Annotated in this window: 24 protein-coding genes; 21 read left to right on the forward strand and 3 right to left on the reverse strand. The window is 69.2% G+C overall.

Annotation, left to right across the window (positions count from 1 at the left end; genetic code table 11):
• Positions 1–293 precede the first annotated feature (293 nt).
• From ACTWQO_RS24180 to ACTWQO_RS24210, 7 genes are all read left to right on the forward strand, one after another.
• Complete coding sequence (locus ACTWQO_RS24180; protein WP_443239481.1) at positions 294–2873, forward strand: YfhO family protein; 2580 nt, start codon at positions 294–296, stop codon at positions 2871–2873.
• Positions 2874–2914: 41 nt separating this feature from the next.
• Positions 2915–3898 (forward strand): glycosyltransferase family 2 protein, encoded by a 984-nt coding sequence (locus tag ACTWQO_RS24185; RefSeq protein ID WP_443239441.1) that lies wholly within the window; start codon positions 2915–2917, stop codon positions 3896–3898.
• Positions 3898–4326, forward strand: a complete 429-nt coding sequence (locus ACTWQO_RS24190; RefSeq protein WP_443239442.1) for a GtrA family protein — start codon at positions 3898–3900, stop codon at positions 4324–4326. Before ACTWQO_RS24185 ends, ACTWQO_RS24190 begins: the two co-directional genes overlap by 1 nt.
• Positions 4327–4363: 37 nt before the next feature.
• Complete coding sequence (locus ACTWQO_RS24195; RefSeq protein WP_443239443.1) at positions 4364–5092, forward strand: prepilin peptidase; 729 nt, start codon at positions 4364–4366, stop codon at positions 5090–5092.
• A gap of 72 nt (positions 5093–5164) precedes the next feature.
• A complete protein-coding gene (mqnC, locus tag ACTWQO_RS24200) occupies positions 5165–6364 on the forward strand; it encodes a cyclic dehypoxanthinyl futalosine synthase (RefSeq protein ID WP_443239444.1) in 1200 nt (399 codons plus the stop codon).
• Positions 6365–6371: 7 nt separating this feature from the next.
• On the forward strand, positions 6372–6824 hold the full coding sequence (locus tag ACTWQO_RS24205; RefSeq protein WP_443239445.1) for an imidazolonepropionase-like domain-containing protein: 453 nt from the start codon (positions 6372–6374) through the stop codon (positions 6822–6824).
• 76 nt (positions 6825–6900) lie between these two features.
• Positions 6901–7596, forward strand: coding sequence for a demethylmenaquinone methyltransferase (locus ACTWQO_RS24210; protein ID WP_443239446.1), 696 nt, complete (start codon positions 6901–6903; stop codon positions 7594–7596).
• A gap of 41 nt (positions 7597–7637) precedes the next feature.
• On the opposite strand, the gene ACTWQO_RS24215 is transcribed toward ACTWQO_RS24210, so the two are convergent.
• Positions 7638–7949, reverse strand: coding sequence for a PASTA domain-containing protein (locus ACTWQO_RS24215; RefSeq protein ID WP_443239447.1), 312 nt, complete (start codon positions 7947–7949; stop codon positions 7638–7640).
• A gap of 120 nt (positions 7950–8069) precedes the next feature.
• Positions 8070–8576, reverse strand: a complete 507-nt coding sequence (locus ACTWQO_RS24220; protein ID WP_443239448.1) for a GNAT family N-acetyltransferase — start codon at positions 8574–8576, stop codon at positions 8070–8072.
• A 97-nt stretch (positions 8577–8673) separates the two neighbouring features.
• Between ACTWQO_RS24220 and ACTWQO_RS24225 the strand changes: the two genes are divergently transcribed.
• Both ACTWQO_RS24225 and ACTWQO_RS24230 read left to right on the forward strand, forming a co-directional pair.
• On the forward strand, positions 8674–9966 hold the full coding sequence (locus ACTWQO_RS24225; RefSeq protein ID WP_443239449.1) for a geranylgeranyl reductase family protein: 1293 nt from the start codon (positions 8674–8676) through the stop codon (positions 9964–9966).
• 155 nt (positions 9967–10121) lie between these two features.
• On the forward strand, positions 10122–11933 hold the full coding sequence (locus ACTWQO_RS24230; RefSeq protein WP_443239450.1) for a hydroxysqualene dehydroxylase: 1812 nt from the start codon (positions 10122–10124) through the stop codon (positions 11931–11933).
• 82 nt (positions 11934–12015) lie between these two features.
• Here the strand turns inward: ACTWQO_RS24230 and ACTWQO_RS24235 are convergent, their stop codons facing one another.
• Positions 12016–12852 carry a C40 family peptidase gene (locus ACTWQO_RS24235; protein WP_443239451.1) on the reverse strand — a complete coding sequence of 279 codons (837 nt, stop codon included), beginning with the start codon at positions 12850–12852 and terminating at the stop codon, positions 12016–12018.
• A gap of 713 nt (positions 12853–13565) precedes the next feature.
• On the opposite strand from ACTWQO_RS24235, the gene ACTWQO_RS24240 reads away from it, so the two are divergent.
• The 12 genes from ACTWQO_RS24240 to nuoL are packed head-to-tail and all read left to right on the forward strand — an operon-like array spanning position 13566 to position 26275.
• Complete coding sequence (locus ACTWQO_RS24240; RefSeq protein ID WP_033319564.1) at positions 13566–13925, forward strand: NADH-quinone oxidoreductase subunit A; 360 nt, start codon at positions 13566–13568, stop codon at positions 13923–13925.
• 13 nt (positions 13926–13938) lie between these two features.
• The gene (locus ACTWQO_RS24245; RefSeq protein ID WP_010041554.1) at positions 13939–14493 is read left to right on the forward strand and encodes a NuoB/complex I 20 kDa subunit family protein; all 555 of its coding nucleotides are present in this window, start codon (positions 13939–13941) and stop codon (positions 14491–14493) included.
• Positions 14490–15245, forward strand: coding sequence for an NADH-quinone oxidoreductase subunit C (locus tag ACTWQO_RS24250; RefSeq protein WP_443239452.1), 756 nt, complete (start codon positions 14490–14492; stop codon positions 15243–15245). The genes ACTWQO_RS24245 and ACTWQO_RS24250 overlap by 4 nt, the downstream gene beginning before the upstream one ends.
• Positions 15242–16564 (forward strand): NADH-quinone oxidoreductase subunit D, encoded by a 1323-nt coding sequence (locus tag ACTWQO_RS24255; protein ID WP_443239453.1) that lies wholly within the window; start codon positions 15242–15244, stop codon positions 16562–16564. Before ACTWQO_RS24250 ends, ACTWQO_RS24255 begins: the two co-directional genes overlap by 4 nt.
• Positions 16561–17433, forward strand: coding sequence for an NADH-quinone oxidoreductase subunit NuoE (gene nuoE, locus ACTWQO_RS24260; protein ID WP_443239454.1), 873 nt, complete (start codon positions 16561–16563; stop codon positions 17431–17433). Before ACTWQO_RS24255 ends, nuoE begins: the two co-directional genes overlap by 4 nt.
• A complete protein-coding gene (gene nuoF / locus ACTWQO_RS24265) occupies positions 17430–18779 on the forward strand; it encodes an NADH-quinone oxidoreductase subunit NuoF (protein ID WP_362934458.1) in 1350 nt (449 codons plus the stop codon). The genes nuoE and nuoF overlap by 4 nt, the downstream gene beginning before the upstream one ends.
• Entirely contained in the window at positions 18776–21280 is a 2505-nt protein-coding gene (locus tag ACTWQO_RS24270; protein WP_443239455.1) for an NADH-quinone oxidoreductase subunit G, read from the forward strand. Before nuoF ends, ACTWQO_RS24270 begins: the two co-directional genes overlap by 4 nt.
• Positions 21277–22641 carry an NADH-quinone oxidoreductase subunit NuoH gene (gene nuoH / locus ACTWQO_RS24275; protein WP_443239456.1) on the forward strand — a complete coding sequence of 455 codons (1365 nt, stop codon included), beginning with the start codon at positions 21277–21279 and terminating at the stop codon, positions 22639–22641. Before ACTWQO_RS24270 ends, nuoH begins: the two co-directional genes overlap by 4 nt.
• On the forward strand, positions 22634–23236 hold the full coding sequence (nuoI, locus tag ACTWQO_RS24280; protein WP_443239457.1) for an NADH-quinone oxidoreductase subunit NuoI: 603 nt from the start codon (positions 22634–22636) through the stop codon (positions 23234–23236). The genes nuoH and nuoI overlap by 8 nt, the downstream gene beginning before the upstream one ends.
• Positions 23233–24051: an NADH-quinone oxidoreductase subunit J gene (locus ACTWQO_RS24285; protein ID WP_443239458.1), complete on the forward strand. Its 819-nt coding sequence runs from the start codon at positions 23233–23235 to the stop codon at positions 24049–24051. Before nuoI ends, ACTWQO_RS24285 begins: the two co-directional genes overlap by 4 nt.
• Entirely contained in the window at positions 24048–24347 is a 300-nt protein-coding gene (gene nuoK / locus ACTWQO_RS24290) for an NADH-quinone oxidoreductase subunit NuoK (RefSeq protein ID WP_443239459.1), read from the forward strand. The genes ACTWQO_RS24285 and nuoK overlap by 4 nt, the downstream gene beginning before the upstream one ends.
• Positions 24348–24361: 14 nt before the next feature.
• Entirely contained in the window at positions 24362–26275 is a 1914-nt protein-coding gene (nuoL, locus tag ACTWQO_RS24295; RefSeq protein ID WP_443239460.1) for an NADH-quinone oxidoreductase subunit L, read from the forward strand.
• The last annotated feature ends 3 nt before the right edge of the window (positions 26276–26278 follow it).

Here is a 26278-nt window from a genome sequence, read left to right on the forward strand (position 1 = left end):
TCCGGAATTCTGCCTAACAGTTCCGCATGTCACACAACCATTCCTGAGCAGCGCTCATCTAAGACGGCGAATCACCCGCAATTCTCCGGAGGCTTGCCGAGAATGGTCAGTACGAGCCTGCCCTTGGCCGGTTCCCTGAGCGGAAGTGGCGCTGCTCACAGGAACGCGGGCCGCCGACCGGACAGGGACAGGGTGTGAACCAGACCACCCGTCTCGAACGGACGGAAGAGGCGACCCCGGCAACGCCGTCGCCCGGAGCCACGCACGGAACCCGGACCCGGCTCCGCCTCCGTCTGCCCCGCCGCCCCGCCGGCCCCGCCGGCCCCGCCGGCCCCGCCGGCCCCGCGGGCACCGCCGCGCTGCTGGCAGCGGCCCTCACCATCGTCGTCCTGTGCGCCGGCGACATCATCGCCCGCAGCTACCCCTTCGGCTCCCGCACGCGCAGCGTCAACGACCTCGGCAACCAGTACGTACCCTTCCACGCCCACCTGTGGGACATGCTGCACGGGCGGGCCGACGGCGGCCTCCTCGTCAACTGGCAGTCCGGGTACGGCTCCAGCTTCCTGCCCGACCTCGGTACGTACGTCAGCAGCCCGTTCGCCCTGCTCGTCGGGGTGTTCCCGCGGGACGAGATCGACCTCGCGGTGTATGTGATCACCCTGCTGAAGGTGGCGTCGGCGGGGGCCGCGATGGCCTGGCTGCTGCTCAGGATGCGCCCCGGCCGCTGGTGGGCCGCGGGGCTGCTGGGGGCGTCGTACGCCCTGTGCGGCTGGACGCTTGCGAGTGCCATCTACAACACGATGTGGCTCGACGGACTTCTCGCCCTGCCGCTGCTGTGCCTGGTCGGCGAGTGGGCGCTGAACGACCGGCGCCGGGTGCTCGGCGTGATCGTCGTGGCGCTCGTCTGGATCGCCAACTTCTACACGGCGTACATGGCCACGCTCGCCGCCGGTCTGGTGGTGCTGCTGCGGCTGTATCTCGCGGACCTCGACCGGCGGCAGCGCCTCGCGGCGGCGGGCCGCGCCGTCCTGACCATGGCGCTCGGTGTGGGACTGGCGGCTCCCCTGGTCGTCGTCGTGTACTTCGGCACCAAACACGCCTACCCCGGCGTGGTCCGGACGTTCGTCCCCGCATCGACCGAAGACATGGTGGCCCGGCTGCTGCCGACGACGTACAACTTCGGTACGCCCGCGATCTATGTCGGCACCACGGCGCTGCTGCTCGCCCTCGCCCTGCCCTTCCACCGGAAGGTCCCGCGCCCGGTCCGCTACGGCTGGACGCTGCTCGTCGTCGCCGTCGCGCTGTCGTTCCAGTGGGGCCCGACCCACCTTCTCTGGCACGCCTTCTCCACCCCGAACGGCAGCTCGTACCGCCAGACCTTCGTGCTCTGCGGGCTGCTGGTGATCGCCGCGTGGCATGCGCTGGCGTACGGCCCTCCCGGCGGGCGCGCGCTCGGTGCGGCGGGCGGACTGCTGGCGCTGATCATCGCCGTCGCGAGCCGCAGCGCGCTGACGGACCGCTCCTTCGTCCTGCCGCTCACCCTTGTGGCCGCCGCGGGCGCCTTGTGCGGGCTGGCCCTGCTCGCCCGCCACCACAGCGGGCGCAGGACGGTACTCGCCGGACTGGCGGTCACCCTGCTCATCGGCACGCAGGTCGCCGAGGCCACTGCCACCTCCGCCGTCGCCACCCGGCTGCGCTTCGGGCACCTCGACGACTACGCGCCCTGGGGAGCGCGGCAGCAGCAACAGGCGGACGCCATCGCCGAGGCCGACGGCTGGCCCACCTACCGGACCGACCCGGGCCGGGAGCAGACCGTCGGCAACGACCCGCTGCTGGTGGGCGGTCAGGGCGCCCAGTACTACAGCAGCCTGACCGCCGACGTCCTCAGCCGCACGCTCATCGCCCTCGGGGACGGCTACACCTCGCGCGGCCGCAACATCCAGAGCCTGGACAACGCCGTCACGGACGCGATCTTCTCCGTCGGCGCACGAGTCCACTCACCGCCGGACCCGCATCAGGGCTGGTTCCCGCAGGACGGCACCAAGGTGACCGTGTCCCGCCAGGACGTGCCGCCCCTGGTGACGGTGCGGCCGACCGTCGGCGCCAACGTCTCCGCCTTCGGGCCGTCGCCGTACCGCAACCAGGAACTGCTGCTGGGCGCCCGGGTGTACACGGTGCCGCCCATCACGGTCCGCACCCCCGCCGGGAAGCAGCCGCCGCGCAGTGCCGACAGCCGACCCGGCCTGCGGGTCAACGGCCCCGGCATGTCGACGATCACCGCCACCTGCCGGGCCGGCAGCGAGGCGTACCTCTGGGCCCCGCACTTCTCGGGCACCGCGAGCATCACCGGGGCGCAGACCCCCGGGCGGTTCCGGTCCGACCCCGGCACCAAGATCGCCGCGATAGCGCACCTCGGCACGGTCCCGGCCTCCGGACGTCTCCGCATCGAGCTGTCCCCCAACCGGCCGGGCGTCGTCCCGGAGAGCGGCGCGGTCGGCTGCCTGGACACCGGGCGCCTGCGCGCCACCGTCGACCAGCTGAAAGCCACCGGCGCCACGAAGGTGTCCGTCTCCGACGGCACGATCCGCGCCGAACTGCCGCCCGGCAGCAAGGGAACCGCGGTCGTCGCGGCCCCGCGCATCGCCGGCTGGCGCTGTGCGGCGGGTGGCGCCGACGCCGTACCCGCGAAGCAGTACTACGGCCTGATCGCCGTCCCCCTGGACGGCTCCTCGACCAGTCTCACCTGCACGTTCCACCCACCGGGCCTGCGCCTGGGCGGAGCCGTCGGCGCCGCCTCCCTGCTGACCCTCATCGCCCTCAGCGTCCTCGCCGCGGTCAGACGACGGCGCGCACACCACCACCCGAGCGCCTGACCAGCGCTCGCCGACCGGACCTCACGGGGAGTACCCGAACCATGCTCATCTCGATCGTCGCACCCTGTTTCAACGAAGAAGACGTCATAGCCCGTTTCCACGACGCGGTCCAGAAGATCGCGGAGGAACTCCTGCCGCTCGGCCACGACATGGAGTTCGTCTATGTCGACGACGGCAGCCGAGACCGGACTCTTGAGGGGTTGCAGCGGCTGGCCGAACTCGACGCGCGCGTGCGCTATGTCTCCTTCAGCCGGAACTTCGGCAAGGAGGCAGCCCTGCTCGCCGGTCTGCGCCACGCCTCGGGAGACTCCGTGATCGTCATGGACGCGGACCTCCAGCACCCGCCGGAGCTGATCCACCGCATGGTGGAACTGCACGCACAGGGCTACGACCAGGTCATCGCCAAGCGCACCAGGACCGGCGACCGCCTCACCCGCACGGTCACCGCCCGCCTCTACTACCGCCTCATCAACCGGCTCGTCGACGTCGAACTCGTCGACGGCGTGGGCGACTTCCGTCTGCTCTCCCGACGTGTGGTGGACGCGATCGTGGACCTCACCGAGTACAACCGCTTCTCCAAGGGCCTGTTCGCCTGGGTGGGTTTCCCCAGCACCACCTTCGAGTACGAGAACGCCACCCGCGCCCACGGCAGCAGTTCCTGGAACTTCCGCAGCCTGCTCAACTACGGCCTCGACGGCCTGCTCTCCTTCAACAACCGCCCGCTGCGCGCCGCCCTCTACCTCGGCATGGCGTTGCTGCTGTGCACGGGCCTGTACACGGCGTGGATCGTGGGTGCCGCGCTCATCAACGGCGTAGAGACCCCGGGCTATGTCACGATTATCACGGCCGTCACCGCTGCGGCGGCCATGCAAATGATCATGCTGGGGATCATCGGCGAATACACGGGCCGGATCTACTACGAGGTCAAGGGGCGGCCGCACTTCCTGGTGAAGGCGACGAACGTGGACCGAGCCCAGCACCCGGCACGGTGCGGCGGACACCCGACCAAGGACCTCATTCCCTGATGAGCAATTCCCTGACGAGGACGCGAACCGGAACCGAGGCGGAGCCCCGCCCGATATCGGGCCAGATCGTCGTCTTCGCCATCGTCGGTGTCATCAACACCGGGACGTACTACGGCCTTTACCTGCTGCTTCTCCCGCACCTTCCCTATATGGCCGCGCACCTCATCGCCTCCGGCCTCAGCATGATCGGATCCTTCTTCCTCAACACCCGGTTCACCTACCGGACGAGGCCGACCTGGCGGAAATTCCTGCTGTTCCCCCTGACGAACGCGACGAGTTTCGTCGTCACGACGGCAGGGGTGTACGTCATCGTCGACATCCTGCATGCCGGGAGCCGCTTCGCTCCGCTGCTCGCGTCGATGGTGGCGATCCCGGCGACGTTCGTGGTGTCCCGGACGATCATGCTGCCGAAGGGCCGGCAGAGCTGAGGGCTCGGTACAAGTGCCGCTGCCATACTGACTCCTTGTGACTGGCCTCCTCGTGATCGTCGCCGCGTTGTGGGGCGCGGTGACGGGTGCACTGCTGCCCCGCGCGGCCTACCGCTTCGCCGTCCCGTCGGGGGAGGAATGGCGCGAGCAGTGCCCCGGCGGGCATCCGATCCGAGGATGGGCCGGGCGGGCGCGATGCGCGCAGTGCCCGGACCCGTCGTACGGCCCCGCCACCACCCCCCTCCTCCCGCTCGCCACCGCCCTCGTCTGCGCCGCCCTCGCCGCCGCGACCGACACCCGCCCCGAAATCGCCGTCTGGCTCCTCCTCGCCCCCGTCGGCGTGCTCCTCGCGGTCGTCGACATCCGGGTGCAGCGCCTGCCGGACGCGCTGACCCTCCCGCTCGCGGCGGCGGTCCTGATCCTCCTCGGGCTGGTCGCGCTCGTCCCCGAGCACACAGGGGACTGGCTCACCGCCCTGTTCGGCACGCTGACGCTCGGCTGCGGCTACTTCGTCCTGTTCCTGATCAACCCCGGCGGCATGGGCTTCGGCGACGTCAAACTGGCGCTCGGCATGGGCGCCGCCCTCGGCTGGTACGGCTGGCCGACCGTGATGCTCGGGACGCTCGCGGGGTTCGTGCTGGGGGCGCTCTACGGCGGTGCGCTCGTCGTCGCACGGAAGGCGGGCCGGAAGACGGCGATCCCGTTCGGCCCGTTCCTGATCGCGGGGACGTACGTGGGGCTGCTGATCGGGGCGTACACGGCCTGAGGTCGGCTGGGTAAGAGGCCTGGCGTAGGCTGGCTGGGTCCGTCCACAACCCTTGACGAAAGGGACGCTCCGGTGACCGAGAAGGCCGACCTTCAGTCCGTTCTCGACCGTGCCGCCGAGGGTGGGCGGATCACCCCGGAGGAGGCGCTCGACCTCTACCGCGACGCCCCGCTGCACGCGCTCGGCGCCGCCGCCGACGCCGTGCGCAAGCGCAGGTACGCCGGGACCGAGCACATCGCGACGTACATCATCGAGCGCAACATCAACTACACGAACGTCTGCGTCACGGCCTGCAAGTTCTGCGCCTTCTACGCGCCGCCCAAGGACACGGCCAAGGGCTGGACCCGCGACCTGGACGACATCCTGCGGCGGTGTGCCGAGACGGTCGAACTCGGCGGGACGCAGATCATGTTCCAGGGCGGCCACCACCCGGACTTCGGCGTCGAGTACTACGAGCAGCACTTCTCGGCGATCAAGCAGGCCTTCCCGCAGCTCGTCATCCACAGCCTGGGGGCGAGCGAGGTCGAGCACATGGCCCGGATCTCCCAGGTGAGCGTCGAGGAGGCGATCCAGCGCATCCACGCGGCCGGCCTCGACTCCTTCGCCGGAGCCGGCGCGGAACTCCTCCCGGCGCGCCCCCGCAAGGCCATCGCGCCCCTCAAGGAGTCCGGCGAGCGCTGGCTGGAGATCATGGAGGCCGCGCACAACCTGGGCGTGGAGTCGACGTCCACGATGCTCATGGGCACGGGCGAGACCAACGCCGAGCGCATCGAGCATCTGCGGATGATCCGCGACGTGCAGGACCGCACGGGCGGCTTCCGGGCCTTCATCCCGTACACCTACCAGCCCGAGAACAACCACCTGAAGGGCCGCACCCAGGCCACGCTCTTCGAGTACCTGCGGATGATCGCGATCGCGCGCCTCTTCATGGACAACATCGCCCACATCCAGGGCTCCTGGCTGACGACGGGCAAGGAGGTCGGCCAGCTCTCCCTGCACTACGGCGCCGACGACCTCGGCTCGATCATGCTGGAGGAGAACGTCGTCTCCTCGGCCGGCGCCAAGCACCGCTCCAACCGCATGGAGATCATCGACCTGATCCGCAAGGCGGGACGCGTTCCGGCCCAGCGCTCGACCACGTACCAGCACCTCGTCGTCCACGACGACCCGGCGAACGACCCCGTCGACGAGCGCGTCATGTCCCACATCTCCTCCACCGCGATCGAGGGCGGCACCGCACACCCCGAGCTGAAGCTCCTCGCCTCCAACTGACGCACGCGTGCTGACGATTCATGCGGCGGACGAGATGCGGGTCGCCTGGGGGAGCGGGGAGTCCGTCAAGGGCGGTGCCGTCGCGGTGGAGGGGGCTCGGGTCGCCGCGGTGGGGTCGCTCACCGAACTGACGGAGCGGTTTCCGAGTGCGCGGGTGCGGCAGTGGCCCGGCGGTGTCCTCGGGCCCGCGCGTGTGCACGACGGCCCCCTCCCGGACGCGCCGACACCGCGCGAACGGATTCACGCGGTGCTGAAGTCGGGGGCAGTGGCGGTGCTGGAGGAGCACGCCGACACCGCTGAACTCCGGGCGGCGGCGGCACGGAACGACGTGGCCGTGCTGCCGCGCACGAGACCGACGGCGATCATCGAGAACGGCCGGGCGGATTTGGCGGTGTTCGACGAGAAGGGCGCGTGCATGGCGACGGTGTGCGCGGGGCGTTTGGTGCACAGACGCCGGTAGGCCTGTTCGGCGAACGGAACAAGCCGAGGCTCCTCCCCTGAGCCGGTGCTGGGAGTCGTACTGCAAGAATGGGCCCGTGACCCGCGCCTCCCTGAACAAGCAGCCGCACGAAGTCGCCTCGATGTTCGACGACGTCGCGGAACGGTACGACCTGACGAACGACGTGCTGTCGCTCGGCCAGGACCGGGTGTGGCGCAAGGAGGTCGCCAGGGCCGTCGACGCGCGCCCCGCCCAGAAGGTGCTGGACCTGGCGGCCGGTACGGCGACGTCCTCGCTGCCCTTCACCCGCACCGGCGCGTATGTCGTCCCCTGCGACTTCTCCCTCGGCATGCTCCAGGTCGGCAAGCGGAACCACCCCTGGCTGCCGCTGACCGCGGGCGACGCGACGAAGCTGCCCTTCAGGGACGACGTGTTCGACGCCGTCACGATCTCCTTCGGGCTGCGCAACGTCCAGGACACGGATGGAGCGCTGCGCGAGATGTACCGGGTGACCAAGCCGGGCGGCCGGGTCGTGATCTGCGAGTTCTCGCACCCGACGTGGGCGCCCTTCCGCACGGTCTACACCGAGTACCTGATGCGTGCCCTGCCGCCGATCGCCCGCACGGTCTCCTCCAACCCCGACGCGTACGTGTACCTCGCCGAGTCGATCCGCGCCTGGCCCGACCAGCCCGCGCTGGCCGAGAGGCTGCGCAAGGCCGGCTGGTCGAGGGTGGCCTGGCGGAACCTGACCGGCGGGGTGGTCGCTCTGCACCGGGGCTTCAAGGAGAGCTGAGCTTCTTCAGTTCGGCGGGACGCCTCTCACCGGAGCCTCTCTCACCGGATCACCTCGAAGGCGTTCCCGGGCGCGTCCAGTTCGCGCTGCATTCCGCCCGTCGGCGGATTCGGGATCCGCGGCTCGCGCACGCCCGCGCCTCCGCCGCCCTCGCCCTCACCAAGGTCGAACCAGACGGTGACCACGGCCCCGCGCGGCACCTCGACGCCGGGCAGCGGGTATTGCCGTACGACATAGTCGACGACCGTCAGATGGAAGTCGGGCCGGTCGGGTGCGGCCAGCAGCACTCCGTGTGCCTCTGCCGCCTCGCGCGCGTCCATGGCCATCAGACCGACCAGCTTTGGTACGTGCACTTCGGGCGTCTTGGGTGTTATGCGCACAGATGTCACCCCCAGCGGTACTGGCAGGGTAACCGCCCGGGGGTGTCATCCGGAAGCATCAAGTGGCTTTCTGTAGCAGCCAGTTACTCAGAGTTACAAGTCGAGCCGGTAGCGGTGGCCCCGCTGCTTCGACTCAGGTGTCGTGAAGACCTCGGCGAGCTGCATACCGAGCCGCTGCGTCACCGCGATCGACCGTGCGTTGTCGGCGTGCACCATCGCCACGACACTCGATACCCCGGCCGCCCGCACCCGCTCCAGCGTCATCTGCGCGGCGGCGGTGACGTAACCCTTGCCCCAGCACGCCCGCCCGAGCCGCCAGCCGATCTCGATCTCGCCCGTGGGACCCCACTCCCGCTCCCACGGCTGGGCGCCGGTGAAGCCGATGACCTCGCCGGATTCGTCGAGCATGGTCCACAGGCAGAAGCCGAGTTCAGCGTCGTGTCTGCGCTGGCGGGCGGTGAGTTCCTCGTACACCGACAACTCGGCCGACCTGCCGCCGTGGAACTCCATGACGTCCGGGTCGTCGAAGATCCGGTGCCAGGCGAGGGCGTCCTCGTCGGTGGGGACACGGAGCCGTACCACGGGGAGTGCTCGGTTCACGGGGCAGCCCTTCAGCCGGGTGATCAGTAACGCTGAATAGACTGCCCATGTCCAGTGCCCGTCGGCACGTAGATTGCGAACTTGGGGAGATCCCGCCGTGACCGAGCCCCTCTCCGAAAACACCGCCGATGTGATCGTCGTCGGCGCGGGGCCAGCCGGCTCCACGACCGCGTACTACCTGGCGAAGGCCGGACTCGACGTACTGCTGCTGGAGAAGACCAGCTTCCCCCGCGAAAAGGTGTGCGGCGACGGGCTGACCCCGCGCGCCACCAAGCAGCTCGTCTCGATGGGCATCGACATCTCGGAAGAGGCCGGCTGGCTCCGCAACAAGGGGCTCAGGATCATCGGCGGAGGTATGCGACTGCAGCTGGACTGGCCGGATCTCGCCTCCTTCCCCGACTACGGCCTCGTCCGCAAGCGCGACGACTTCGACGAGCAGCTCGCCCGCCAGGCCCAGAAGGCGGGCGCCCGCCTGTACGAGCGCTGCAACGTCGGCGCTCCGATCATCGACGACCGCACGGGCCGGATCACGGGCGTGCACGCCAAGCTCGGCGACTCCGGGGAGAAGCGGGAGGTCACCTTCCACGCGCCGCTGGTGGTGGCCGCCGACGGCAACTCCACCCGCCTCTCCCTGGCGATGGGGCTGCACCGTCGCGAGGACCGTCCGATGGGCGTCGCGGTCCGCACGTATTTCGAGAGCCCCCGCCACGAAGACGACTACCTGGAGTCCTGGCTGGAGCTGTGGGACCGCCGCGGCCCGGGCGAGGACCGGCTGCTGCCGGGCTACGGCTGGATCTTCGGCATGGGCGACGGTACGTCCAACGTCGGGCTGGGCGTCCTCAACACCTCCGACTCCTTCAAGGAACTGGACTGGCGCGAGGTGCTGAAGGCCTGGTGCGCGTCGATGCCGGAGGACTGGGGCTACACGCCGGAGAACATGACCGGCCCCATTCGCGGGGCCGCGCTGCCCATGGCCTTCAACCGCCAGCCTCACTACACACGCGGGCTGCTGCTCGTCGGCGACGCCGGCGGTCTGGTGAACCCCTTCAACGGCGAGGGCATCGCCTACGCCATGGAGTCCGGTCAGATCGCCGCCGACGTCATCGTGCAGGCACACGCGCGTGCCACCCCGGCCCAGCGCGAGATCGCCCTCCAGCGCTACCCGCGCGTCCTCAAGGACACCTACGGCGGCTACTACACGCTGGGCCGCGCCTTCGTGAAGCTCATCGGCAACCCGAAGGTCATGAAGATCGCGACCCAGCGCGGCCTGACCCACCCGCTCCTGATGAAGTTCACCCTGAAGATGCTGGCCAACCTCACCGACCCGACCGGCGGCGACGCGATGGACCGGATCATCAACGGACTGAGCAAGGTGGCGCCCAAGGCGTGAGCGGCGCGCCCCGCCGGACCGTGCCGCGCCGGGCCTCGGGCGCGAGCGCTCGGCATCGTGAACTCTCCTTCTGCCGCCGCCTGTTGTGAGGATGCTGTGGGTGGCCGGGAATCGGGGTTCCGGCCTCCGGCACCCCTCCCTACCCTCCCGTATTCATGACAACAGAACACACGCAGCAGCCCGGCCCCACCCGTAGACGCTTCCTCGCCGGCGCGAGCGCGGGCGTCGCCGGGGGAGTCGCCCTCTCCTTAGGAGCTGCCGGGGGCGCGTCCGCCGCCGCGCCCGGCAAGCGCGTCGCCGTCCTCGGCGGCGGGGTCTCCGGACTCAGCGCCGCCCACGAACTCGCCGAGCGCGGCTACGCGGTGACCGTCTACGAGTACTACGACGCCCTCGGCGGCAAGGCCCGCTCGATGCCGTTTCCCGGCACGGCGGCCGGGGGACGGCAGGACCTCCCCGCCGAACACGGCTTCCGCTTCTTCCCCGGCTTCTACCGCAACCTGCCGGACACGATGCGCCGCATCCCCTTCCCCGGCAACGCGAACGGCGTCCACGACAACCTCCGCAGCGGCACCGAGGCCCTCTTCGCCCGCGAGGCGGGCCGTCCGGACCTCCACTTCCCGCTGCGCCGCCTCACCACCCCGCCCGCCCCCGGCGACCTCACCCCGTCCTGGATCCGGGACCAGATCCTCTCCGTCCTCGACCTCGGCACCCGCCTGCCCGCCCACGAGGCCGCCTACTTCGCCGACCGGCTCCTCGTCCACCTCACGAGCTGCGAGGCCCGCCGCCAGGACCAGTGGGAGAAGACCTCCTGGTGGGACTTCATCCGTGCGGAGGAGATGAGCGAGGAGTACCAGACCGTCCTCGGCGTCGGCCAGACCCGCAACCTGGTGGCCACGCGCGCGGAGGTCGCCTCCACCCGCACCGTCGGCCGCATCATCATCGAGGCCCTGCTGCTGTGGGGCCTCCTCGGCCGCGGCATGGACGGCGACGCCGACATCGACCGCGTGCTGAACGCCCCCACCAGCGAGGCCTGGATCGACCCCTGGGAGACGTATCTGCGCTCCCTCGGCGTCGAATTCGTGCTGGGGACGCAGGTCGAGGAGATCGTGTACGAGGGCGGCCGGGTGACCGGCGTACGGGTCTCCGCGCGCGACGGCGGTCAGGCCCGCACCGGCACCGCCGACCACTACATCTGCGCCCTGCCCGTCGAGCACGCCCGCCGCACCTGGGGTTCCGCGCTGCGCGCGGCCGACCCGCAGCTCGCGCGGTGCGATGCGCTGGAGACGGACTGGATGGTCGGCGTGATGTTCTATCTGCGCACCCCGACGCCCGTCGTCAACGGGCACATCAACTGCCTCGACTCACCCTGGTCGGTGACGGCCGTCGGCCAGGCCCAGTTCTGGGACGGGCGGGACTTCTCGGCCGACTACGGAGACGGCCGGGCGCACGACTGCCTGTCGGCCATCATCTCCGAGTGGGACAAGCCGGGCATCCTGTACGGCAAGACGGCCCGCGAGTGCACGCGCGAGGAGGTCGTCGCCGAGCTCTGGGCCCAACTGAAGGACGGCCTCAACGACTCCGGCAAGACGACGCTCACCGACGAGGACCGCCTCGGCTGGTTCATGGACCCGGCGGTGACGGGCCTGGGCGGCGGGAACCCGCAGAACCGCGAGCAACTCCTCATCCACCCCACGGGCACCCTCTACAACCGCCCCACGGCCCGTACCAAGGTGCCCGGCTTCTATCTCGCCGGCGACTACGTCCGTACCGATGTGGACCTGGCGACGATGGAGGGCGCCAACGAGTCCGCGCGGCTGGCCGTCAACGCGCTTCTCGACGCGGACAATTCGGACGCCGATCGCTGTGAGATCCAGGAGCTGTTCCGCCCGCCGGAGATGGAACCGCTCAAACGCGTCGACGAGCTCCGCTACCGGCTGGGCCTGCCCAACACCTTCGACCTCGGCTGAACGGGCCGCAGAACGCCACCAGGAGGGCCGCTGCCCCCGAGCGGCTGCGGCCCTTCCGGTCGTACGTTTCGCTCTACGCGGCTCAGAGCACGCGCACCGCACCCGACGCCGGGTACCCGGACAGGTCCTGGATCACGACGCCCTTGGAGGGGTTGGCAGCGTCCAGGTACTGGCCGTTTCCGATGTAGACGCCCGTGTGGTACGCGGAACCCTTGCCGCCCCAGTACAGGATGTCGCCCACCTGAAGGTTGGACAGGGAGACATCGGTGCCGACCGTCGACTGGTCCTGCGACACCCGCGGGAGGTCCACGCCGACCTGCTTGAACGCGGCCTGGACGAGGCTGGAGCAGTCCCAGGCGTCGGGGCCCGTGGCGCCCATGACGTAGGCGTCGCCCACCTGTGCCTGGAGGAACGAGATGACCGTCGCGACACTGCCGCTGGCCGGGGCGGACACCGAGGTGGAGGTGTCGGCCTCGGCGGAGAGCGTGGTCCGCTCGGCGGCGCGGGAGGTGGCGGCCTCGGCGGCAGCCCTGCGGGCCTCCTCCGCCTTCTCCTTGGCCTCGGCCTTCTTCTTCGCCTCGGCGAGGTCCTTCTTGGCTTCCTGGGCCGCCTCGGCGGCGGCCGCGTCACGCTCGGCCTGCAGCTCGTAGTTGGCTGCGGCCAGCTGGGTGGCCTGCGCGGACTGCTCGACCTGAGCGGACAGGTCGGCGGTGAGCGTGGGCAGTTCGAGCGTCTGCGTCACCGGCTCGGCCGCGTTCGCCGAAGCGGACGCGCCGGCCACTGCCACGGTGCTGAGGATGCCACCGGCAACTCCGGCTCGCATCGCGACTGACGACGTCGCGGTGCGGCGGGGCTTCCGGTGGCTGCGTATGTGAGCGGTGTGGGACATGGGACTAACCGGTATCAGGGGCTCCTCCATACCTTCAAGAAACGTGTGGTGCGCCACAGTTGTTCAATCGGTGCCCCGAATCCCGGGCGCGTCGCTCCTTATTGACGCCGTAACGGACATTGCGGACGGCCCCCATCCGGCCGGTGATCACGCCCTTTCTTCGTTACGCCCGAATTGCCCCCCGCCTACCACTGGTTGGGACAGGTGGCCAAGCCCGGTTCTCATCCGCTCCTCATGGGTGTGGCAGAGGTCACGCAACGGTTACGGAGGCGGGTGCGTCCTGCGTGCACGCCTCCACCGAATCCGCTCGTGAATGCGCGCACGCGTCCACGCCGCGCACCGCCCCTCCCTCCGATGTGTGAACGCCGCCCTCTATCAAGGCCTCGCGCCCAGCGCGAATTTGCATGCAAGGGAAGTCTCTTGATATGGAGACGCCGCCTCTCAACTGCGCCGACGAGCGGAAATATCACCTCTGGTGATCACTCCGACGCTTCTCGTGTGAAGATCACCGCTCATCCGACTTCATGATCCTTCGTCAGGTGGTGGAGATCACAAAGCTTGTGCAATACCCCGTGTCGCAGATCACAGAGCGCCGGGCATAAGATGCGAGGCAGTTGGGCTTGTGACCTGCTTCACATGTTCTCGATCTTCGCCGGGACGAGCGGGGTTCGTGGGACGGGTGAGGCGAGTGCGAACCCGGCCAACCGCCAGCAGTCAGTGCCGACTGAGAGGAGCGAGGAGCGGTGAACGCGTATGCGCCCATCCTCGTACTGGGAGCCCTCGGGGCAGGCTTTGCGATCTTCTCCGTGGTCATGGCCACGCTGATCGGTCCGAAGCGTTACAACCGGGCCAAGCTCGAGGCCTACGAGTGCGGCATCGAGCCGACCCCCACGCCGGCCGGCGGCGGGCGCTTCCCGATCAAGTACTACCTGACGGCGATGCTCTTCATCATCTTCGATATCGAGATCGTCTTCCTCTACCCCTGGGCCGTCACCTTCGACGCCCTGGGTGTTTTCGGGCTCGTGGAGATGCTGCTCTTCGTGCTCACCGTCTTCGTCGCCTACGCGTACGTATGGCGACGCGGCGGCCTGGAATGGGACTGAGGGGCCTTAACTCATGGGACTCGAAGAAAAGCTGCCGAGCGGCTTCCTGCTGACCACCGTCGAGCAGGCCGCGGGCTGGGTGCGCAAGTCGTCCGTCTTCCCCGCCACCTTCGGCCTTGCCTGCTGCGCCATCGAGATGATGACCACCGGCGCCGGCCGTTACGACCTGGCGCGCTTCGGCATGGAGGTCTTCCGCGGCTCGCCGCGCCAGGCGGACCTGATGATCGTCGCGGGCCGGGTCAGCCAGAAGATGGCGCCGGTGCTCAGGCAGGTCTATGACCAGATGCCGAACCCCAAGTGGGTGATCTCCATGGGGGTGTGCGCCTCCTCCGGCGGCATGTTCAACAACTACGCCATCGTCCAGGGCGTCGACCACATCGTCCCGGTCGACATCTATCTGCCCGGCTGCCCGCCACGGCCGGAGATGCTGATGGACGCGATCCTCAAGCTCCACCAGAAGATCCAGACCTCCAAGCTCGGTGTGAACGCCGAGGAGGCGGCTCGTGAAGCGGAGGAAGCGGCGCTCAAGGCCCTGCCGACGATCGAGATGAAGGGGCTGCTGCGATGAGCGACGCCAACGGCACCAACGGGGCGTCGAACGGGGTGAACCCCGAGAAGGACCTCGGCGCGGACAACCTCCCCGGCCAGCGCGGTGAGGGCGGTGAGGAGATCCGCGTCCAGCGCGGCATGTTCGGCGCCAACAACGGCGGCGACACCTCCGGGTACGGCGGCCTGGTCCGCTCGGTCCGGCTCCCGGGACCGGCGAGCCGCCCCTACGGCGGCTGGTTCGACGAGGTCGCCGACGAACTCGAGGGCGCGCTGGAGGAACAGGGCCTCCTCCCCGATAACGCGATCGAGAAGACGGTCGTCGACCGCGGCGAACTCACCTTCCACATCGAACGCGAGCACCTGCTCCGCGTCGCCCGCACCCTGCGCGACGACCCCGCCCTGCGCTTCGAGCTGTGCACCGGCGTAAGCGGTGTCCACTATCTCCACGACAAGGGCCGCGAGCTGCACGCCGTCTACCACCTGCGCTCGATCACCCACAACCGGCTGATCCGCCTGGAAGTCAGCGCCCCGGACGCCGACCCGCACATCCCGTCCCTGGTCTCCGTCTATCCGACCAACGACTGGCACGAGCGCGAGACCTACGACTTCTACGGCATCGTCTTCGACGGTCACCCGGCCCTGACGCGGATCATGATGCCGGACGACTGGCAGGGCCACCCGCAGCGCAAGGACTACCCCCTCGGCGGTATCCCCGTCGAGTACAAGGGCGCCCAGATCCCGGCTCCGGACCAGCGGAGGTCGTACTCATGAGCACGCAGCACGCAACTCCGCGGGAGACCACCGAGGGCACCGTATATACGGTCACCGGTGGCGACTGGGACGAGGTCGTCCAGTCCGCGGCCCGCGCCGACGACGAACGCATCGTCGTCAACATGGGCCCCCAGCACCCCTCCACCCACGGAGTGCTCCGCCTGATCCTGGAGATCGACGGCGAAACGGTCACCGAGGCCCGCTGCGGCATCGGCTACCTCCACACCGGCATCGAGAAGAACCTCGAGTTCCGCACGTGGACGCAGGGCACCACCTTCGTCACGCGCATGGATTACCTGACGTCCTTCTTCAACGAGACCGCCTACTGTCTCGCCGTCGAGAAGCTCCTCGGCATCGAGGACCAGATCCCCGACCGGGCCACGATCATCCGGGTGCTCCTGATGGAGCTGAACCGGCTCTCCTCGCACCTGGTGTGCATCGCCACCGGCGGCATGGAACTCGGCGCCACCACGATCATGATCTACGGATTCCGTGATCGTGAAATGATTCTCGACATCTACGAGCTCATCACGGGCCTGAGGATGAACCACGCGTACATCCGCCCCGGCGGACTCGCGCAGGACCTGCCGCCCGGCGCGGTGGACCACATCCGCGAGTTCGTGAAGAAGATGAAGAAGAACCTCCCCGAGTACGACAAGCTCGCCACCGGGAACCCCATCTTCAAGGCCCGTATGCAGGACGTCGGCTATCTCGATCTGTCCGGCTGCATGGCCCTCGGTGCCACCGGCCCGATCCTGCGCTCCACCGGCCTGCCGCACGACCTGCGCAAGACGCAGCCCTACTGCGGCTACGAGACCTACGACTTCGACGTCCCGACCACCGACACCTGCGACGCCTACGGCCGCTTCCTGATCCGCCTGGAAGAGATGCGCCAGTCGCTCAGGATCGTCGAGCAGTGCCTGGACCGGCTGCAGCCCGGCCCGGTGATGGTCGCCGACAAGAAGATCGCCTGGCCGGCCCAGCTCGCCCTGGGACCGGACGGGCTCGGCAACTCCCTCGACCACATCAAGAAGATCATGGGTACCTCCATGGAGGCCCTGATCCACCACTTCAAGCTGGTGACCGAGGGCTTCCGCGTCCCGCCGGGACAGGCGTACGCGGCAGTCGAGTCACCCAAGGGCGAACTCGGAGTGCACGCCGTCTCCGACGGAGGCACCCGCCCCTACCGGGTCCACTTCCGCGACCCGTCCTTCACCAACCTGCAGGCCATGGCGGCGATGTGCGAAGGCGGCCAGGTCGCCGACGTCATCGTCGCCGTAGCGTCCATCGACCCCGTGATGGGAGGCGTCGACCGGTGACCACCTCTTCTTCGGAGCGGGGCGTCAGCCTGGGCATGCCCGAACTGCCCGCGCCCGCCTACCCGGACGACGTTCGAGCCCGGCTGGAGACCGACGCGCGCGAGATCATCGCCCGCTACCCGGACTCCCGGTCCGCGCTGCTGCCGTTGCTGCACCTCGTCCAGTCGGAGGAGGGCCATGTCACGCGCACCGGGATGCAGTTCTGCGCGGACATGCTCGACCTGACCACGGCCGAGGTCACCGCGGTCGCCACCTTCTACACCATGTACCGGCGCAGGCCGAGCGGTGACTACCAGGTCGGCGTCTGCACCAACACGCTCTGCGCGGTGATGGGCGGGGACGCGATCTTCGAGGAGCTCCAGGAGCACCTCGGCGTCGGCAATGGCGAGACCACCGACGACGGCAAGGTCACCCTGGAGCACATCGAGTGCAACGCGGCCTGCGACTTCGCGCCGGTCGTGATGGTCAACTGGGAGTTCTTCGACAACCAGACCCCGGCCACCGCCAAGCGTCTCGTCGACGACCTCCGCGCGGGACGCCCGGTCGAGCCCACGCGCGGGGCGCCGCTGTGCACCTTCAAGGAGACCGCCCGGATCCTCGCCGGCTTCCCCGACGAGCGGCCAGGGGCCGTCGAGGCAAGCGGCGGAGCGGGACCCGCCTCGCTGGTGGGCCTCCGCCTGGCCAGGGGAGAGGCCGCACCCGCGCGCGTGGTCCATCCGCGGGAGGGCGGCCCGCACACCGAGCCGCAGGACAGGGCCGTACACGAGCCGTCACCCGCAGAACACCTGAGCTCGCACGACGCGCCGCAGGACACATCGGCATCCGACCCCGCCCACCCGGCAGGGCCTACCGCCGAGGAGGGGGAGTGATGACCTTGGCAGCCGAGATCAAGGACACAAGTCCTGAGAAGCTGCTCGCACCCGTGCTGTCGGCCTTCTGGGACGAGGACAGGTCCTGGACGCTGGACGTCTACCGAAGGCACGAAGGATACGAGGGGCTGCGCAAGGCACTCGCCATGTCGCCGGACGACCTCATCGCGTATGTGAAGGAGTCCGGGCTGCGGGGCCGCGGCGGCGCGGGATTCCCGACGGGAATGAAATGGCAGTTCATTCCCCAGGGTGATGGAAAACCGCACTATCTAGTTGTCAACGCCGACGAGTCGGAGCCCGGAACCTGCAAGGACATCCCGCTCCTCTTCGCGAACCCGCATAGCCTCATCGAGGGCATTGTGATCGCGTGTTATGCCATCAGGTCGTCGCATGCCTTCATCTATCTGCGTGGTGAAGTCGTCCCTGTTCTGCGGCGGTTGCACGAGGCCGTGCGCGAGGCCTACGAGGCCGGCTACCTCGGCGAGAACATCCTGGGCAGTGGCCTCGATCTCCAGCTCACCGTGCACGCGGGCGCGGGCGCGTACATCTGCGGTGAAGAGACCGCACTGCTCGACTCGCTCGAAGGCCGCCGGGGTCAACCGCGGCTCCGTCCCCCTTTCCCTGCCGTCGCGGGCCTCTATGCGTGCCCGACTGTGGTGAATAACGTCGAGTCGATCGCGTCGGTTCCCGCCATCCTGAAAAACGGCAAGGACTGGTTCAGGTCGATGGGCAGCGAGAAGTCCCCGGGCTTCACGCTCTACTCGCTCAGCGGCCATGTCGCCAATCCCGGCCAGTTCGAGGCGCCGCTCGGCATCACGCTCCGCCAGCTCCTCGAAATGAGCGGCGGCATGCGGCCGGGCCACCGCCTCAAGTTCTGGACGCCCGGCGGGTCCTCGACGCCGATGTTCACCGACGAGCACCTCGACGTCCCTCTCGACTACGAGGGAGTGGGCGCCGCCGGTTCCATGCTCGGCACGAAAGCCCTGCAGTGCTTCGACGAGACGACCTGCGTGGTGCGGGCCGTCACCCGCTGGACCGAGTTCTACGCCCACGAGTCCTGCGGCAAGTGCACGCCGTGCCGCGAAGGGACGTACTGGCTCGTGCAGTTGCTGCGCGACATCGAGGCCGGCAAGGGCGTGATGAGTGACCTCGACAAGCTGAACGACATCGCGGACAACATCAACGGCAAGTCCTTCTGCGCCCTCGGCGACGGTGCCGCCTCGCCGATCTTCTCCTCGCTGAAGTACTTCCGCGAGGAGTACGAGCAGCACATCACGGGCCGCGGCTGCCCCTTCGACCCGGCCAAGTCGACGGCCTGGGCCGACCGCACGGAGGTGAACGCATGACCGTGACCACCAACGCTCCCTCCGGAGGGGGAGAGGCGGCGGTCCCGCCGGAGGATCTCGTCTCGCTGACGATCGACGGCGTCGAGATCAGCGTGCCCAAGGGCACCCTGGTCATCCGGGCCGCCGAACAACTCGGCATCGAGATCCCCCGGTTCTGCGACCATCCCCTCCTCGACCCGGCCGGCGCCTGCCGCCAGTGCATCGTCGAGGTCGAGGGCCAGCGCAAGCCGATGGCGTCCTGCACGATCACCTGCACCGACGGGATGGTGGTCAAGACCCACCTCACCTCGCCGGTCGCGGAGAAGGCCCAGCACGGTGTGATGGAGCTGCTGCTCATCAACCATCCGCTGGACTGCCCGGTCTGCGACAAGGGCGGCGAATGCCCGCTGCAGAACCAGGCGATGTCGCACGGCAACGCGGAGTCCCGCTTCGAAGGAAAGAAGCGGACCTTCGAGAAGCCCGTCCCGATCTCCAAGCAGGTGCTGCTGGACCGGGAGCGGTGCGTGCTGTGCGCCCGCTGCACCCGGTTCTCCAACCAGATCGCGGGCGACCCGATGATCGAGCTGCTGGAGCGGGGCGCGCTGCAGCAGGTCGGTACCGGCGAGGGCGACCCCTTCGAGTCGTACTTCTCCGGCAACACCATCCAGATCTGCCCGGTCGGCGCGCTCACGTCGGCGGCGTACCGCTTCCGCTCCCGCCCGTTCGACCTCGTCTCCTCGCCGAGCGTGTGCGAGCACTGCTCCGGCGGCTGCGCGACCCGCACCGACCACCGGCGCGGCAAGGTCATGCGGCGCCTCGCCGCCAACGACCCCCAGGTCAACGAGGAGTGGATCTGCGACAAGGGGCGCTTCGCCTTCCGGTACGCGCAACAGCGGGACCGGATCGACACGCCACTGGTGCGCAACGCCGAGGGGGACCTGGTCCCCGCGTCGTGGCCGGAGGCCCTGCAGATCGCGGCTCAGGGGCTGCTCGCATCGCGCGGGCGCACGGGCGTCCTGACCGGCGGGCGCCTCACCGTCGAGGACGCCTACGCCTACAGCAAGTTCGCGCGCGTGGCGCTCGACACGAACGACATCGACTTCCGCGCGCGTGTGCACAGCGGCGAGGAGGCCGACTTCCTGGCCGCCCGGGTCGCCGGGCGCGGACGGGATCTCGACGGTACGGGCGTCACGTACACCTCTCTGGAGAAGGCGCCCGCGGTCCTGCTGGTCGGGTTCGAGGCCGAGGAGGAGGCGCCCGGCGTCTTCCTGCGGCTGCGCAAGGCCTGGCGAGGACACGGGCAGAAGGTGTTCGCGCTGGCCACGCACGCCACGCGCGGCCTGGAGAAGGCGGGCGGCACGCTGCTGCCGGCCGCTCCCGGCACCGAGACCGAGTGGCTGGACGCGCTCGCGAGCGGGGTCGGCCTGGAGGACGACGGCGCCAAGGCCTCCGAGGCGCTGCGCACCGAGGGTGCGGTGATCGTCGTCGGCGAGCGGCTGGCCGCCGTGGCGGGCGGACTCACCGCCGCCGCACGGTTCGCCACCGCGACCGGCGCCCACCTTGTGTGGATTCCGCGCCGGGCCGGCGAGCGGGGCGCGATCGAGGCGGGCGCGCTGCCGTCGCTGCTGCCGGGCGGGCGCCCGGCCACCGACCCGCGCGCGCGTGAGGAGGTCGCCGCGGCCTGGGGCGTCGCCGAACTTCCGCTCCGCTACGGCCGGGACACCGGCCAGATCGTCGAGGCCGCCGCCGGAGGCGAACTCCAGGCGCTGCTCGTCGCCGGCGTCGAGATCGCCGACCTGCCCGACCCGGCACGCGCGCGTGAAGCACTTCACGAGGTGGGCTTCGTGGTGTCACTGGAGCTGCGGCCCAGCGAGGTCACCGAGCTCGCGGACGTCGTGCTCCCCGTCGCCGCGGTGGCCGAGAAGGCGGGCACCTTCCTCAACTGGGAAGGCCGGGCTCGCCTCTTCGAGGCCGCGCTCAAGCCCGACCACATGACCCGCACCCTCGCGCCGACCGACGCGCGTGCACTGCAGATGCTGGCCGACGCCATGGACGTACACCTGGGGCTGCCGGATCTGCGCACCGCGCGCGCGGAGCTGGACCGGCTCGGCGCCTGGGAAGGGCCGCGGGCCACCGAGTCGCTGGCGATCGCGGGCGTGCTGCCGCGGCCGGCCGCCGGGGAGGCCGTGCTCGCAGGGCACCGGCTGCTGCTCGACCAAGGCCGTCTGCAGGAGGGCGACGACGCCCTCGCCGGGACCCGGCACGCCGCCCACGCGCGCGTGTCGGCCGCGACGGCTGCCGAGGCGGGCGTCAAGGAAGGCGACCTGCTTGCCGTGACCGGTACCGCGGGGACGGTCGAACTACCTCTCAGGGTCACGGAGATGCCCGACCGCGTGGTCTGGCTCCCGCTGAACTCCACCGGCGGGGGCGTCGCCTCCGACACCGGGGCGCTGCCCGGCTCCCTGGTCCGCATCGGCCCGGCGACGCAACCGACCGAGGCCCCCAAGGAGGTGGAGGCATGAGCCCGTACCTCGCCGCTGAAGACCTCTCGATGTTCGGCCTCGACCCCTGGTGGCTGGTCGTCATCAAGGCGGTGTTCTGCTTCGCCTTCCTGATGGTGACCGTGCTGTTCTCCATCGTCTGGGAGCGCAAGGTCGTCGCCTGGATGCAGCTGCGCATCGGCCCCAACCGGCACGGCCCCTGGGGCATGCTCCAGTCGCTCGCCGACGGCATCAAGCTGATGCTCAAGGAAGACCTCGTCGTCAAGCGCGCGGACAAGGCGGTCTACATCCTCGCGCCGATCGTCGCGGCCGTCCCGGCCTTCATGGCGATCGCGGTGATCCCCTTCGGACCGGCCGGCAACGAGATCTCGATCTTCGGCCACCGCACCACGATGCAGCTCACCGACCTGCCCATCGCGATGCTCTACATCCTCGCGGTCGCGTCGGTCGGCATCTACGGCATCGTCCTCGCGGGTTGGAGTTCTGGATCCACCTATCCGCTGCTCGGCGGCCTGCGGTCCTGCGCGCAGATGATCTCGTACGAGATCGCCATGGGCGCCGCCTTCGCCTCCGTCTTCCTCTACTCGGGGTCGATGTCGACGTCGGCGATCGTCGAGGCGCAGCAGGACCGCTGGTACATCATCCTGCTGCCGGTGTCCTTCGTGATCTACATCATCACGATGGTCGGCGAGACCAACCGCGCCCCCTTCGACATGCCGGAGTCCGAGGGCGACCTGGTCGGCGGCTTCAACACCGAGTACTCGTCGATCAAGTTCGCGATGTTCATGCTCGCCGAGTACGTGAACATGGTGACGGTCTCGGCCGTGTCGGTGACGCTCTTCCTGGGCGGCTGGCGGGCTCCCTGGCCGGTCTCCACCTTCTGGGAGGGCGCGAACCACGGCTGGTGGCCGATGCTCTGGTTCGTCGTCAAGGTCCAGTTGCTGCTGTTCTTCTTCATCTGGCTGCGCGGCACGCTGCCGCGGGTCCGCTACGACCAGCTGATGAAGCTCGGCTGGAAGGTCCTCATCCCGGTCTCCGTGGTCTGGCTGATGCTCGTCGCCACGGTGCGGACGCTGCGGAACGAGAACTACGACTTCGCCGACATCGCCCTGTACGTCGGCGGTGGTGTCCTCGCCCTGCTGCTGCTCTCCTTCGTCGCCGACATGTTCCGCGAGAAAGCGAAGGCGGCCGAGCGGCCCACCGAAGTGCCCCCGGGCTTCGACCCGATGGCGGGCGGATTCCCCGTGCCGCCACTGCCGGGACAGGAGCTGCCGCCGGTGCCCCGGCGCCGTTCGCGCCGCGAGCGGGAGTTGATTGTCAGTGGTGGGTCGGATACTGCCAGTGACGGATCTCTGGATGGAAAGGAGGCGTCCGATGGCTGAGGAGCCCAAGGAGACCAAACCCGGTTTCCAGAACCCGGTGGCCGGCTTCGGCGTGACCTTCAAGGCCATGTTCAAGAAGCGGCTGACCGAGCAGTACCCGGAGCAGCAGAAGACCACCGCCCCACGGTTCCACGGACGGCACCAGCTCAACCGCCATCCGGACGGCCTGGAGAAGTGCATCGGCTGCGAACTGTGCGCCTGGGCCTGCCCCGCCGACGCGATCTACGTCGAGGGCGCGGACAACACGGACGAGGAGCGCTACTCGCCGGGCGAGCGGTACGGCCGCGTCTACCAGATCAACTACGCCCGCTGCATCCTGTGCGGCCTGTGCATCGAGGCGTGCCCCACGCGCGCGCTCACGATGACGAACGAGTTCGAGCTCGCCGACTCCAGCCGCGCCAACCTGATCTACACCAAGGAACAGCTGCTGGCCGGCCTCGACGACTCCATGGTCGACACCCCGCACGCCATCTACCCGGGGACGGACGAGCAGGACTACTACCGGGGCCTGGTGACGGAGGCCGCGCCCGGCACGGAGCGCCAAGTCGCCGTCTCCAAGGGAGAGAAGCCCGACGAAGAGGGGGTGGACGCGTGAGCGCGCAGCTCGCCGCCTACTCCACCTCCACCGGAGAGGCCTTCCAGTTCTGGGTCCTCGGCACCGTCGCGGTGATCGGCGCCCTGTGCACCGTCTTCATGAAGAAGGCCGTGCACAGCGCGCTCTGTCTCGCCGGAACCATGATCATTCTGGCGGTGTTCTACCTCGCCAACGGCGCCTACTTCCTGGGCGTCGTACAGATCGTCGTCTACACCGGCGCGATCATGATGCTGTTCCTGTTCGTGGTGATGCTCGTCGGCGTGACGGCGGCGGACTCCCTGAAGGAGACCATCAAGGGCCAGCGCTGGCTGGCCCTTCTCTGCGGGCTCGGCTTCGGCATCCTGCTGGTCGCGGGTATCGGGAACGCCTCCCTGACGGAGTTCACCGGCCTGGCCCAGGCCAACGCGAACGGCAATGTGGAGGGCCTCGCGGCCCTCCTCTTCACCAAGTACGTCTTCGCCTTCGAAATCACCGGTGCCCTGCTGATCACGGCCGCCATCGGCGCCATGGTGCTCACCCACCGCGAGCGCACCGAACGGGCCAAGACCCAGCGCGAGATGGCCGAGCAGCGTGTGCGCGAGGGCAAGCACCTGCCGCCGCTGCCCGCGCCCGGCGTCTACGCCCGGCACAACGCGGTGGACATCGCGGGCCTGCTGCCCGACGGCACGCCGTCCGAGCTCACCGTCAGCAAGACGCTGCGCGAACGCGGTCAGATCCGTGATGTGTCCACCGAGGCGATCAACGACCTCAAGACCCTGGAGCAGCGCGCCGAGTACCGTCTGGAGCGCACGAACAGCGGGGAGGCGTCGAAGTGAACCCGGTCAACTACATCTATCTCGCCGCCCTGTTGTTCACGATCGGCGCCACCGGAGTACTGATCCGGCGGAACGCGATCGTGGTCTTCATGTGCATCGAGCTGATGCTCAACGCCTGCAACCTCGCGCTCGTCGCCTTCTCCCGGATGCACGGCAATCTCGACGGCCAGATCATCGCGTTCTTCACGATGGTCGTCGCCGCCGCGGAGGTCGTGGTCGGGCTCGCGATCATCGTGTCGCTGTTCCGTTCCCGCCACTCGGCCTCGGTCGACGACGCCAGCCTGATGAAGCTCTAAGGGGTCGCTGAATCGTGGAGAACCTGATTGCGCTGCTGGTGGCGGCGCCTCTGCTCGGAGCGGCCGTACTGCTGTGCGGCGGCCGGCGGCTCGATGCCGTCGGCCACTGGATCGGGACGGTCCTCGCGGCCGTCTCCTTCGTGATCGGCGTGGTCCTCTTCGTCGACATGCTGGGGAAGGGCGCCGAGGAACGCGAACTCGGCCAGCACCTGTTCAGCTGGGTGCCGGTCGAGGGCTTCCAGGCCGACGTCGCCTTCCAGCTCGACCAGCTGTCGATGACGTTCGTCCTGCTGATCACCGGCGTCGGCTCGCTGATCCACCTGTACTCGGTCGGGTACATGGAGCACGACGAGCGGCGCCGCCGCTTCTTCGGTTATCTGAACCTGTTCCTCGCGGCGATGCTGCTGCTCGTCCTCGCCGACAACTACCTGCTGCTGTACGTCGGCTGGGAAGGCGTCGGTCTCGCCTCCTACCTGCTGATCGGCTTCTGGCAGCACAAGCCCAGCGCGGCGACCGCCGCGAAGAAAGCCTTCCTGGTCAACCGGGTCGGCGACATGGGCCTGTCGATCGCGATCATGATCATGTTCACGACCTTCGGGACCTTCGCCTTCGGGCCGGTGCTCGGCACCCATGGGGAGCCGGGCCTCGCCGGTGACACCAGCGAGGCCACCCTCACCGGCATCGGGCTGATGCTGCTCCTGGCCGCCTGTGGCAAGTCCGCCCAGGTGCCGCTGCAGTCCTGGCTCGGGGACGCGATGGAGGGCCCGACCCCGGTCTCGGCCCTCATCCACGCCGCGACGATGGTGACCGCGGGCGTCTACCTGATCGTCCGCTCCGGAGCGATCTTCAACGCCGCGCCGGACGCGCAGTTGGCGGTCACCGTGGTCGGTGCCGTCACGCTCCTGTTCGGTGCGATCGTCGGTTGCGCGAAGGACGACATCAAGAAGGCGCTGGCCGGTTCGACCATGTCGCAGATCGGCTACATGATCCTCGCCGCGGGCCTCGGCCCCATCGGCTACGTATTCGCGATCATGCACCTGGTGACGCACGGCTTCTTCAAGGCCGGGCTGTTCCTCGGCGCCGGCTCGGTCATGCACGGCATGAACGACGAGGTCGACATGAGGAAGTACGGCGGCCTCAGGAAGTACATGCCGGTCACCTTCGTCACCTTCGGCCTCGGCTACCTCGCCATCATCGGCTTCCCGGGCCTGTCCGGCTTCTTCTCCAAGGACAAGATCATCGAGGCGGCGTTCGCCAAGGGCGGCACCGAGGGCTGGATCCTCGGCGGCGCGGCCCTGCTCGGCGCGGCCATCACGGCGTTCTACATGACGCGCGTGATGCTGATGACGTTCTTCGGCGAGAAGCGCTGGCAGCCCGATGCGAACGGCAATGAGCCGCACCCGCACGAGTCGCCCAAGTCCATGACGATCCCGATGATCGTGCTGGCCTTCGGATCGGTGTTCGCGGGCGGCTTCTTCAGCATCGGCGACCGCTTCCTGCACTGGCTGGAGCCCATCACCGGGCACGACCACGGCGACTCGCCGATCAGCGCGGGGGCGGTCACGGGAGCGACCGTGGCGTGCATGGTCATCGGCGTCACCCTCGCCTACGCGCAGTACGGCCGCCGCCCGGTCCCGGTCCTCGCCCCGCGCGGGTCGCTGCTCACCCGGGCCGCTCGGCGTGATCTGCTCCAGGACGACTTCAACCACGTCGTCCTGGTCCGCGGCGGCGAGCACCTGACGCGCTCCCTGGTGTACGTCGACCACACCCTGGTCGACGGAGTCGTCAACGGCACGGCGGCCTCGGTCGGCGGCCTCTCCGGACGGATGCGCAGGCTGCAGAACGGCTTCGCGCGGTCGTACGCGGTCTCGATGTTCGGCGGTGCGGCGATCCTCGTCGCCGCGACCCTGCTGATGAGGGCGGTCTGATAC

The sequence above is a fragment of the Streptomyces sp. 4N124 genome (assembly GCF_052245395.1).
Taxonomy (GTDB): Bacteria; Actinomycetota; Actinomycetes; order Streptomycetales; family Streptomycetaceae; genus Streptomyces.